This window comes from Dongia sp. agr-C8 (genome assembly GCF_054658695.1).
Window position 1 is genome coordinate 469,831 of the sequence record NZ_BAAGHZ010000002.1, and the last position, 11,219, is coordinate 481,049.

At 65.4% G+C, this 11,219-nt stretch carries 12 protein-coding genes; 5 read left to right on the forward strand and 7 right to left on the reverse strand.

Annotation, left to right across the window (positions count from 1 at the left end; translation table 11 throughout):
• Window position 1: 1 nt before the first annotated feature.
• The 3 genes from ACYQ4T_RS09735 (at window position 2) to metF (ending at window position 2,632) form a co-directional block, all read left to right on the forward strand.
• The gene (locus ACYQ4T_RS09735; RefSeq protein ID WP_459853110.1) at window positions 2–922 is read left to right on the forward strand and encodes a class I fructose-bisphosphate aldolase; all 921 of its coding nucleotides are present in this window, start codon (window positions 2–4) and stop codon (window positions 920–922) included.
• Between the two features lie 74 nt (window positions 923–996).
• A complete protein-coding gene (locus ACYQ4T_RS09740) occupies window positions 997–1,572 on the forward strand; it encodes a thiamine phosphate synthase (RefSeq protein ID WP_459853113.1) in 576 nt (191 codons plus the stop codon).
• A gap of 94 nt (window positions 1,573–1,666) precedes the next feature.
• Window positions 1,667–2,632, forward strand: coding sequence for a methylenetetrahydrofolate reductase [NAD(P)H] (metF, locus tag ACYQ4T_RS09745; RefSeq protein ID WP_459855172.1), 966 nt, complete (start codon window positions 1,667–1,669; stop codon window positions 2,630–2,632).
• Here metF and ACYQ4T_RS09750 read toward each other — a convergent pair.
• The 3 genes from ACYQ4T_RS09750 to ACYQ4T_RS09760 form a co-directional block, all read right to left on the reverse strand.
• On the reverse strand, window positions 2,629–3,831 hold the full coding sequence (locus ACYQ4T_RS09750) for a glycosyltransferase family 87 protein (RefSeq protein WP_459853116.1): 1,203 nt from the start codon (window positions 3,829–3,831) through the stop codon (window positions 2,629–2,631). The two genes, metF and ACYQ4T_RS09750, sit on opposite strands and share 4 nt — an antisense overlap.
• Window positions 3,832–3,922: 91 nt before the next feature.
• Window positions 3,923–5,428, reverse strand: coding sequence for a methyl-accepting chemotaxis protein (locus tag ACYQ4T_RS09755; protein ID WP_459853119.1), 1,506 nt, complete (start codon window positions 5,426–5,428; stop codon window positions 3,923–3,925).
• A 261-nt stretch (window positions 5,429–5,689) separates the two neighbouring features.
• Window positions 5,690–7,192: a methyl-accepting chemotaxis protein gene (locus ACYQ4T_RS09760; protein ID WP_459853122.1), complete on the reverse strand. Its 1,503-nt coding sequence runs from the start codon at window positions 7,190–7,192 to the stop codon at window positions 5,690–5,692.
• 340 nt (window positions 7,193–7,532) lie between these two features.
• Here ACYQ4T_RS09760 and ACYQ4T_RS09765 point away from each other — a divergent pair, with 340 nt between their 5' ends.
• Window positions 7,533–8,540, forward strand: coding sequence for an AraC family transcriptional regulator (locus ACYQ4T_RS09765; protein WP_459853124.1), 1,008 nt, complete (start codon window positions 7,533–7,535; stop codon window positions 8,538–8,540).
• A 9-nt stretch (window positions 8,541–8,549) separates the two neighbouring features.
• On the opposite strand, the gene ACYQ4T_RS09770 is transcribed toward ACYQ4T_RS09765, so the two are convergent.
• From ACYQ4T_RS09770 to gcvA, 3 genes are read right to left on the reverse strand one after another with little or no spacing between them, the layout of a single operon-like run.
• Entirely contained in the window at window positions 8,550–9,131 is a 582-nt protein-coding gene (locus tag ACYQ4T_RS09770; RefSeq protein WP_459853127.1) for an isochorismatase family protein, read from the reverse strand.
• A 16-nt stretch (window positions 9,132–9,147) separates the two neighbouring features.
• Window positions 9,148–9,393 carry a ParB N-terminal domain-containing protein gene (locus ACYQ4T_RS09775; RefSeq protein WP_459853130.1) on the reverse strand — a complete coding sequence of 82 codons (246 nt, stop codon included), beginning with the start codon at window positions 9,391–9,393 and terminating at the stop codon, window positions 9,148–9,150.
• Between the two features lie 4 nt (window positions 9,394–9,397).
• Window positions 9,398–10,309, reverse strand: a complete 912-nt coding sequence (gene gcvA, locus ACYQ4T_RS09780; RefSeq protein WP_459853133.1) for a transcriptional regulator GcvA — start codon at window positions 10,307–10,309, stop codon at window positions 9,398–9,400.
• A 141-nt stretch (window positions 10,310–10,450) separates the two neighbouring features.
• Here gcvA and ACYQ4T_RS09785 point away from each other — a divergent pair, with 141 nt between their 5' ends.
• Window positions 10,451–10,681 carry a hypothetical protein gene (locus ACYQ4T_RS09785; RefSeq protein ID WP_459853136.1) on the forward strand — a complete coding sequence of 77 codons (231 nt, stop codon included), beginning with the start codon at window positions 10,451–10,453 and terminating at the stop codon, window positions 10,679–10,681.
• Between the two features lie 13 nt (window positions 10,682–10,694).
• Here ACYQ4T_RS09785 and ACYQ4T_RS09790 read toward each other — a convergent pair whose 3' ends face one another.
• Window positions 10,695–11,069, reverse strand: a complete 375-nt coding sequence (locus tag ACYQ4T_RS09790; RefSeq protein WP_459853139.1) for a response regulator — start codon at window positions 11,067–11,069, stop codon at window positions 10,695–10,697.
• Between the last annotated feature and the right edge of the window lie 150 nt (window positions 11,070–11,219).

An 11,219-nucleotide genomic window follows, 5' to 3' on the forward strand; every position in this document is an offset into this window, starting at 1 on the left:
CATGAAGATCTCGCGCAAGGTGAAGGAAATCCTCTCGAACTATGAGAGCGACAATCCGGGGACGAAGGCGAACCTCGCCCGCATCCTGATGGAGGGCCGCCTGGGCGGCACCGGCAAGCTGCTGATCCTGCCGGTGGACCAGGGCTTCGAGCATGGCCCGGCCCGGAGCTTCGCGCCGAATCCGGATGCCTATGACCCGCACTATCATTTCCAGCTCGCGGTCGATGCCGGGCTCTCCGCCTACGCGGCGCCGCTCGGCATGATCGAGGCCGGCGCGGATACCTTTGCCGGGGCGATCCCGACCATCCTCAAGGTCAACAGCTCGAACAGTCTCGCCAAGGCCAAGGACCAGGCCGTCACCGGCACGGTCAACGACGCGCTGCGCCTCGGCTGCGCGGCGATCGGCTTCACTATCTATCCGGGCTCGGACTACGCTTTCGAGATGATGGAAGAGATCCGCGAACTCGCCGAAGAGGCGAAGGCGGCAGGCCTCGCCGTCGTGGTCTGGTCCTATCCGCGCGGCGACGCGCTCTCCAAGGACGGCGAGACCGGCATGGATATCTGCGCCTATGCCGCGCATATGGCGGCGCTGCTCGGCGCGCATATCATCAAGGTGAAGCCGCCGACGGGCCACCTGGAGCAGGCCGAGGCGAAGAAGGTCTACGAGAAGGAAAAGATCGCGATCGGCAGCCTCGCCGAGCGCATCCGGCACGTGGTGCAGGCCTGCTTCAACGGCCGCCGCATCGTCGTCTTCTCGGGCGGCGCCGCGAAGGACCTGAACGGAATCTACGACGAGGCCCGCGGCATCCGTGACGGCGGCGGCAACGGCTCGATCATCGGCCGCAACACCTTCCAGCGCCCGCGCGAGGAAGCGCTGAAGATGCTGGACACGCTGATCAAGATCTACCAGGGCAAGGAGTAACGGTCATCGTCGACCGCGAACCCTGCCGACTCACCCTGACCACGCCGCCCGAACTGGTTTCGGGCGGCATTCTCTTGCGCGACTTTCTGCAGCAGTTCGAGCGCGCGCTCGATGTCGCGGATGTTGCCTGTCTGATCATCGCAACACCGTCCGGGGCGGATGACCAGGCTGTCCGACCCGTCGCCGAACCGCTGATCCGCGCCGCCCAGGCGCGCGACGTCGCCGCACTCCTCGCCGGCCGCGCGGCGCTGGCGAAGGCACTCGGCGCCGACGGCGTTCATCTCGATCTCCGCACCATCCCGTCCGGAGATGCGATGCGGGCCTATCGCGAGGCGCGCAAGGCGCTCGCCGACGACGCGATCGTCGGCGTCGCCTGTCCGCCCGAGCGCCATCTGGCCATGGAGCTCGCCGAAGCCGGCGCCGATTATGTCGGCTTCGATATCGCCGCGCCGGGCGCCGCCGAGACCCTGGCCTGGTGGGGCGAGATGATGACCGTCCCCTGCATCGCTTTCGGCCGGCCTGAGCCCGCCGCCGCGGCGGCGCTGGCGCGCGACGGGGCGGATTTCATCGCCCCCGAACCAGATCTCTGGAACCGCGTTGATCCAGCCGGTGAGCTCGCTGCCCTGCAAACCGCAATCCGCGCTGGATAGCCTCGGGCTCGCGTGTTAACCTCCGCCGGTTAGCCTGAAACCGACTATTTTCGTCGATTCCGCGCCAAGAGCAGACGAGGCCAGGGTGAATTTTCTGCATGAGCGACAGCTGCGCCGCCTGGATGCGCACAGCTCTTCCCGCAAGGTCGAGGCGCCGCCCCGGGTGAGCTTCGAGTTCTTCCCGCCGAAGAACCCGCAGATGGAGACCCAGCTGTGGCAGACCATCAAGGCGCTGGAGCCCTTGCTGCCGCAATATGTCTCGGTGACCTACGGCGCCGGCGGCTCAACCCGCGACGCGACCTTCGAGACCGTCCGCCGCATCGTCGACCACACCCACCTGCGCCCCGCCGCCCACCTCACCTGCGTCGGCCATGGCCGCAAGGACATTGCGCAACTGCTGGAGCGCTATTGGGAAGCCGGCGTCCGGCACATCATCGCGCTGCGCGGCGATCTGCCGGCAGGCGGGGCGGCGACGCCGCCGGACGGCCTGGCCTACGCCGCGGATCTCGTTACCTTTATCAAGTCTGTCGCCGATTTCGAGGTCAGCGTCGCCGCCTATCCGGAGATGCATCCGCAGGCTCAGTCCGCCGCCGCGGATCTCGACAACCTCAAGCGCAAGCTGGATGCCGGCGCGACGCGGGCGATCACGCAGTATTTCTTCGACAGCACGGCCTTCCTGAAGTTCCTGGAGCGCGCGCGCCGTGCCGGGATCAGCGCGCCGATCGTGCCCGGCATCCTGCCGGTCACCAATTTCGCCCAGGTGGTGAAGTTCAGCGCCATGTGCGGCACCTCGGTGCCGGACTGGCTCAAGGAGCTGTTCGAAGACCTCGACGACGACCAGGACACGCGCAAGCTGATGGCAGCCATGGTGGCGACCGAACAGTGCCGCGCGCTGCAGGCCGAGGGCGTCACCGACTTCCACTTCTACACGCTGAACCGCGCCGACCTGACGCTCGGCATCTGCCGCCGCATGGGCTTGAAGCCGGCGCCGCTGCCCGAGAAGAACGACTTCGCCGACGCGCCGACCCCGGTGCAGCGCGACCCGGAGATGCCGGATTAGATACTCGGGCCGCGACCGGCCGGCTTCATCCGCAGCCTGAGCACGATCAGCAGAATCAGCAGCGCCAGCAGGGGCACGCCGACCGGCTTGCCAGGCAGCAGCAGCAGCAGCGGCGTCAGCACCGCGATCAACGTGCGCTCGCCGGGAATGAAACCGCCCTCGCCGCCGTTGGACGCGATGCCGAGACTGGCCAGGAAGATCAGCGCCACGGTGAGGATCGGCAGGTCATAGCTGAAGAGATAGGGCGTCGCGATCAAGGCCGCCGCCACCAGGCTGGCCGCCTTCAGGCGGAAATCCACCGGCCGCAGCCAGAGCCAGGCGCTGAAACCCGCGGCCGCGGCGGCAACGGCGATGTGCAGGATCGCGGCCAGCGCATCGCCCCCACCCAGCAACCGGACCAGCGCATGCACGCTTTGCTGCTTGGAGAAGGCGACTTCACCGCCGAGCACGACCCCTCCCTGCTCGTGCAAGGCCGCAAAGAAGGCGGTCCAGGCTTCCAGCCCGAAGAACAGCACCGATAACGCGCCGAGCAGGACCGTGGTCGCCGCCGCCGCCGTGAAGACGCGCCATCGGCCGGTCAGAATGAGGATGAGCGGAAACAGGATTCCAAGCTGCGGCTTGCAGGTGAGAAGCCCGAGCAGGATGCCGGCGACGATCGGCCTGCGATCCAGCAGAACCAAGGTCCCGGCGATCAGGGCCGCAGTGAGAAACGCGTTCTGCCCGGCAAAGAAGTTCCAGAGCACAAAGGGCGAGACCAAAGCCGCGAAGACGGTCGCCTTGCGGGGCAGGATCGCATGGACCGCGACCAGATAGGCGCTGAGCGTGCCGAACAGCCAGATGAGCGTCGCCGCTGCATAGGAGAACAGCCCGAGCGGCGCAATCAGCAGGAAGTAGGTCGGGGGATAGGCCCAACTGTAGCCGCCGCCATACTGGCCGACGCCGGCCAACTGCTCTCGCGTGAGAGCGGCGAGATCGTAGGCCGCGGCAGCCTGCCCGGCGACCGCCAGCCGGGCGGCCGCCCAGGTCGGCAGGAAGTCGGTCGCCTTTCCGGTCCCGTCCGCATCGGTCAGCCAGAGCTGATTCGTGTAGCCCTTGGCCATGAAGACGGCATAGCCGAACAGCAGCACCGCGGCGTAGATCGCGACGCGGCGCGCGGTGAACACCCGATCTTCAAGTCGCCGCCAAGATTGCAGTTGCAAGCCCCGCCCCTCCCGCGGAGCCGGGGAGTCCCGGACTCCGCTGCTCCGCGGCCAGAATGCATGGGCTTTGCGGCACGGTCGAGATGCTTTGCTACATCGCGCGGACGCTCTTCAGGAAGTCATCGACCCGGATCTCGAGCTGGCCGGCCTGCTGCGACAGCGACTGCGCGACGTTGAGCACGGTCGAGGAGGAGTGACCGGTCTCCTGCGCCGCCTGGCTGACGCCGTTGATGTTCGACGAGACCTCCTTGGTGGCGGCCGACTGCTCCTCCACGGCACCGGAGATCGAGGTCGAGATCTCGCTCACCTGCGAGATGATCTGGCCGATCTCGCGGATCGCCGTGGCCGTGGTCTGGCTGGAATCCTGGATCCCCTTGATCTGCTGGGCGATCTCCTCGGTCGCCTTGGCGGTCTGGTTGGCCAGGCTCTTCACCTCCGAAGCGACCACCGCGAAGCCCTTGCCCGCCTCGCCGGCGCGCGCCGCCTCGATCGTGGCGTTCAAGGCCAGGAGATTGGTCTGGCTGGCGATGTCGTTGATGATCTGCGTCACCTCGCCGATCTTCTGCGCCGCGCTGACCAGGTCGCTCACCATCTGCTCCGACTTCTTCGCCTTGTTGACCGCGACCCCGACCACCCGGGTCGATTCCGCGATCTGACGCGAGATCTCGTTCACCGAGGCCGCGAGCTCCTCCGTCGCCGAGGAGACGGTGCTGGACTGCTGGTTGGTCTGCTCCGCGGCCGCGGCCAGCGATTGCGCGGTGCCTTCCATGCCCTTGGCCGAAGACGAGACTTCCTGGACCAGAGCCTTCACACCGTTCTCGAAATCGCTGGCGAGGGCGCGGTTCTGCTCCTTGCGCTTGGTCAGATCGGTCGCGAACTTCACGACTTTCCATGGACGGCCGTTGAGATCCATGATCGGATTGTAGGAAGCCTCGATCCAGACCTCCCTGCCGCCCTTGCCGATCCGCTTGTACTGCGCCGCCTGGTATTCGCCACGGTTGAGGCTGGCCCAGAACTCCCGATACTCGGCGCTGTCCTTGTAGCCCGCTTCGACGAACAGGCTGTGATGCTTGCCCTGGATTTCCGCCAGGGTGTAGCCGAGCGTCTGCAGGAAATTGTCGTTGGCGGTAATGATGGTGCCGTCGAGATCGAACTCGATCACCGCCTGGGAGCGACTGATCGCATCGACCTTGCCGCGCAGATCCGCATACTCCGCCTTCTGCTGCGAAACATCGGTGGCATACTTCACCACCTTGTAGACCCTGCCGCGCGAATCCTGCAGCGGATTGTACGAGGCCTCGATCCAGACCTCCTTGCCGCCCTTGCCGATCCGCTTGAACTGCGCGCGCTGGAACTCGCCCTGAGCCAGGCTTGCCCAGAACGCGCGATACGCCTCGCTCTTCTGATATGCGGCGTCCACGAACATGCTGTGGTGACGGCCGACGATCTCGTCGAGCGCGTAACCCATCGCGTCCAGGAAATTCGCATTGGCCCTGATGATGGTGCCATCCGGCTTGAATTCGATCACCGCCTGGGACTTTTCGAGCGCGGCGAGCTTGGCGGCGGCATCCCGTCCGCCGAACAGAGAGAGTGACATATTCATCCTTTGTTAATCTTGATGCGCTGAAGCCGTCTTCAATTGCGCATCAGATACGGATGAACCGGCAGGGTCGGATCACCGCACCAAGCGGGAGTCTCGCCACTTGCTCACACCGGAATGTCGATATCACCGCCCGCCCGCGGCGTCCTTCGTTTGCGATATCATTTCAGCGCGGCCGTCTCGTGGCGCGGATCGCATTGCATGCGCGACGCGCGGGCGCCGCGCGGAAGGGAATTCCCACCCGCGCGGCGGTGGTGCTTACATCGCGCGGACGCTCTTCAGGAAGTCGTCCACCCGGACCTCGAGCTGGCCGGCGCGCTCGGACAGGGTCTGGGCGACGCTGAGCACCGTCGAAGACGAGTGACCGGTCTCCTGCGCCGCCTGGCTGACGCCGTTGATGTTCGACGAGACTTCCTTGGTGGCGGCCGACTGCTCCTCCACGGCACCGGAGATCGAGGTCGAGATCTCGCTCACCTGCGAGATGATCTGGCCGATCTCGCGGATCGCCGTGGCCGTGGTCTGGCTGGAATCCTGGATCCCCTTGATCTGCTGGGCGATCTCCTCGGTCGCCTTGGCGGTCTGGTTGGCCAGGCTCTTCACCTCCGAAGCCACGACCGCGAAGCCCTTGCCCGCCTCGCCGGCGCGCGCCGCCTCAATCGTGGCGTTCAAGGCCAGGAGATTGGTCTGGCTGGCGATGTCGTTGATGATCTGCGTCACCTCGCCGATCTTCTGCGCCGCGCTGACCAGGTCGCTCACCATCTGCTCGGACTTCTTCGCCTCGTTGACCGCGACCCCGACCACCCGGGTCGATTCCGCGATCTGCCGCGAAATCTCGTTGACCGAGGCCGCGAGCTCCTCCGTCGCCGAGGAGACGGTGCTGGACTGCTGGTTGGTCTGCTCCGCGGCCGCGGCCAGCGATTGCGCCGTGCCTTCCATGCCCTTGGCGGAAGACGAGACTTCCTGCACCAGCGCCTTCACGCCATTCTCGAAGTCCTCCGCGAGCGCACGGTTCTCCTCCTTGCGTTTGGAGAGATCGGTCGCAAACTTCACGACTTTCCACGGACGGCCGTTGAGATCCATGATCGGATTGTAGGAAGCCTCGATCCAGACCTCCTTGCCGCCCTTGCCGATCCGCTTGTACTGCGCCGCCTGGTACTGGCCGCGGTTGAGACTGGCCCAGAACTCGCGGTACTCCGCGCTCTCCCTATAGGCGGGTTCCACGAACATGCTGTGATGCTTGCCCTGAATCTCCGCCAGGGTGTAGCCGAGCGTCTTCAGGAAATTGTCGTTGGCGGTGATGATCGTGCCGTCGAGATTGAACTCGATAACCGCCTGGGAGCGGCTGATCGCATCGACCTTGCCGCGCAGATCCGCATACTCCGCCTTCTGCTTGGAGACGTCCGTCGCATACTTCACGACCTTGAACGGCTTTCCGCCCGAGGTGAGCAGCGGGTTGTAGGAGGCTTCGATCCAGACCTCCCGGCCACCTTTGCCCAGCCGCTTGTACTGTGCGGCTTGAAACTCACCGCGGTTCAGTCCGGCCCAGAACTCGCGGTACTCCGCGCTCTCCCTATAGGCGGGTTCCACGAACATGCTGTGGTGCTTCCCCCTGATCTCCTCCAGCGTGTAGCCCATCGCGCTGAGGAAGTTGGCATTGGCGGTGATGATGGTCCCATCCATCTTGAACTCGATCACCGCCTGCGACCTGTCCAGTGCCGCAAGCTTGGCGGCGGCATCGCCGCCGAAGATTGAAAGTGCCATGACCTGATCCCCTTTTCGGTCTTTTTCACGGGCCGGCGGATCGCAGGCCTCGACAGACTGAATATGGGACTGTGCAGGTTCCAGTGCTTCGGCACAGGGTGCCGGGATTTGGCGTCGAGTGCCAAAATCCGCCCTCGGAGGACCTGACCCGATCGGGGGACATGCATCACGAGGAGTTTACTGCCGCTCCAAATGGTTGCTGATGCATCACCGGTTATGCACGCATCATGCGAAACCTGGGAGTGGAATCCTCTGAGGACCGCGGAAAGACTGGCGATCCGGCGCCCGATTAACACATTGTCAGCAATTTGAGCCGCATTCTCGACATCCAGGCTGGTGCATGAAAGGTCGGTTCTTGCTTTCGCATAACGCGCCACTCGATGGACACCCGGCATTCCGCGCGTCGCGCTTCGATGCGTTGCAGGAAGCCGTGGCGACACAGCTCTCCGCCAGGCTTGTCGAGCTTCCATCACAACCGGCGATTCTCGACGCACGCGCCAATCGGTTCAACCTGCCGAACAGCAGTCTCTGGTTCTGTGCCTACGGCGTTCCGATGGCCATTCGATTTCCGGAGCCGGACCACGTACGTGTGCAGTTCCATCACGCCGGGGTCGGCGCCACCTGGATCGGCGACACGCTCGTACCGGTCACCAGCAGCCAAGGCTGCGTCACCTCGACCGCCGCGGAGTTCGACTTCGGCAGCGATTTCCAGCAGGTGGTCTGGCGCGTCTCCAAGGACTTCCTGCGCAAGAAGCTGGCCAGCCTCACCGAGGCGCCGATCAGCGGCGAACTCGTGCTCCATCACATCCTGGATTTCAACCAACCCAAGGCACAGCTACTGGCCAGATTGCTGGATTGCACCCTTCACGCCGCCGAGACCGCGCAGGGCGAGCCGGGCGGGATCGTGCTCGTCGAGCTCGAGCAGGCGCTGGTCTCGGCCTTCCTCGCCGCCAGCGAGCATCGCTACCGCGCCCATCTTGAGGGTCGCGTTCCGGCCGCGGCGCCCTGGCAGGTACGACGCGCGGAAACCTATATCGCTGCCCATTGGGACAAGCCGCTGGAGATCGATACGCTCGCCGAGGTGACCGGTGCCAGCGTCCGGAGCATCTTCCGCGCCTTCAAGCAGAGCCGCGGCTACACGCCGTTCGAGTTCGCCAAGCGCATCCGCCTCGAGCGCGCCCGCCGCATGCTCGAGGACGCGGAGTCCGCCGGATCGGTGACCAGCGTCTGCTTCGCCTGCGGCTTCAGCGATCTCGGCCGCTTCAGCAAGGACTTCGCCCAGGCCTTCGGCGAGCGGCCCTCCGAGGTGCTGAAACGCTTCAAGGGCGCCCTGGCGGCGCTGCACTGACGGCTGGCGTCAGAGCGTCAATCCCGCCGGCAGCTCGGTCCCGATTGCGGCCTTGAGCCTTGCGAGCGTTGCGAGATCGCGCACCCACTCATAGTGCATGCCCTTGATCGTCGTGACCGTCACGCCGGCCGCGCGGAGCCGGGCCAAGCCCGCCGCGTGGTGCGGCGGCGGTGAACCGCATCCATCCTCCAAGACCGCGACGCGATGGCCGGCGCCCGCAAGACCCAGCGCCGAATGCGCAATGCAGACGTCGGTTTCCAACCCGACGAGAACGAACTCGGTTCGCCCGCCGGCAGTGACCGCGGCTCGGATGTCCGCCTGGTCATAGAGGCCGAACACCATCTTGTCGAAGACGGGCCGATCCTCGGGCAGCAAGGCCGCCAGTTCGGGGACCAGGGGTCCGTCCCGGGCGATGTCCTCGGCGGTGGCGACGATCGGAATCTGCAATGCGCGCGCGACCCGCATCAACCAGGCAATGCGCGCGACCAGGGGCATGCGCTGGTCGAACGGCAGCTTGTCCAGGAAATATTCCTGGACATCGATGACGATCAGGCAGGACCGCTGGCGATCGAACAACGGCTCGGTGGTCATCCGCGTGCGCTCCTGCTCAGTGCTTCGCCGCCTGGACCAGGTTGGCCTTGACAGTGGTCTCGCCCAGCGCCTTGCAGGCTTCGAGGCGATGCAACCCGCTGACCAGCACGTAACGCTGCTTGTCCGGACGCACCAGTATGGGCGATTGCTGGCCGATCTCGGCGATGCTTTCGGCGAGTGCGTTGACCTTGTCCGGGTCGATCGGGCCGCGCTTCGCGGCCGGCACATAGATTTCCTCGATCTTGACGATAACGTCCTTCATCCTGTTATCCTCGTTTCACCTCGTCCAGAATCCAGTCGCGGAAGGCGCGGATCTTGCGCGCCCCCTTGCGCGTCTCCGGATAGACCAGCCAATAGGCGGTGCCATCGCTCGCCATCAGCGCGAAGGGCTGCACCAGCCGGCCGGCGGCGAGATCGCCGGAGAAGAAAGCTGGCATCAGCATCGCGATGCCCTGGCCGGCGATTGCCGCCGTGCCGAGCAGCGACTGGACGTCGAGCGAGACATTCGAGGGCGCGGCGGGCGGAATCTCCGCGATCCCGGCCGCCTGCGACCACAGCCGCCACCATTCGTCATGCGCGTCCAGGCGCGGCGCCGTCAGCATCTCCGCCGGCGAGGCCCAGGGACCATGGCGCGCGAGGAAGTCGGGGCTGCAGAGCGGCGTGAAAGCGATCGGAATCAAAGGATCGGCGCGCAACCCCGGCCATTTGCCGCGCCCGCCACGGATCCCGATGTCGAACTCCTCCCGCGTGAAATCGACGTTGCGGCTGGAGAGATCGATCCGGACTGCGATCTCCGGATGCTGCTGCTGGAAGGCGCCGAGCCGCGGCACCAGCCAGTTGGTGGCAAAGGTATGCACCGCGGTCACCGCGAGCAGGGCGTCGTCGGTCTCGCGCAATTCGGCGAAGGCGGCGTGCAGTCCCTGGAACGCCGCGGCGACGGCCGGCGCCAGGCGGCGGCCGGTTTCCGAGAGCTCGACCTTCTTCGGCAGGCGGATGAACAGCGGCTTGCCGAGCCGGTCCTCCAGCAGCTTGACCTGGTAACTGACCGCGGCCTGGGTCATGCCGAGTTCTTCCGCCGCCTTGGTGAAGCTCTGATGCCGAGCCGCGGCCTCGAAGGCGCGCACCGCGGTCAGCGGCGGCAGGTTCGGGCTGAAGGGTGGCGCTGTTTCCTTGGGCATGCCGTCTATCCTAGGGGCCTACCATAAGGCCAGCTTATGCTCTTCCCCTGACAATCGCTTTGAGAAACAGGGCTGTCGAGGCCAATTTCCTCCCATCAGCATAAAGGCAGCTTTGGCTTGCCGGCGTTGGAGGATTGCAGAATGGCCGAGATGGTTGGACTTTCCCGTGGTGATCGGCACCGGACCGGGGCGGTCGGCGGCTTCGTCGCCGCACTGAAGGTGGGCCTTTCCCGGCTCACGGGCAGCAGCCGCTCAAACAAGCTCAGGCTGGAAGAATGGCCGGATTACCTGCTGCGTGACATCGGCCTCGACACCACCATCCGCGACCAGGCGGAGCCCCGCGGCAAGCCGACGGATTTTCTGATGCGCTAGACCAGGGGCGGGGTCAGGCCAGCACCTCGGCGATCGCGTCCAGCAACTGGCGGCGGGCAAAGGGCTTGTAGAGCACTTTCTTCGCACCCAGCCGGCCGGCAATGGCGAGAACATCGAGGCCGTTCTGGATGCCGCCGCCGGAGATTGCGATCACGGGGATCCTGGGTTCGCGATCCCTAAGCTCGTTCAGCATCTCGAAGCCATCGCCTTCCGGCATGAAGATGTCGGTGATGACAAGATCGGGTGAGTGATCCTTCAGCAGCGCGCTGGCCGACTTGGCATTGGCCGCCTGGACCACGCCGTAGCCAGACATTTCGAGGATCCGCGCGACGGTGACCCGTGCGTCTTCATTGTCATCGACCAGCAGGATGCTCGCGCTCTCGCTCATTGCCATCTCACGATTCGCGGCGCGCTCGACCTGAGCGCCGGAACGGACAGCCTGCTCTATGTCAAGGATGCGCTCAAGCCCGCGATTTCGCATTTCACCCGGCGCTTTCGGGTATATAACTATAATCGCTAAGATTTTTCCAATATCTCC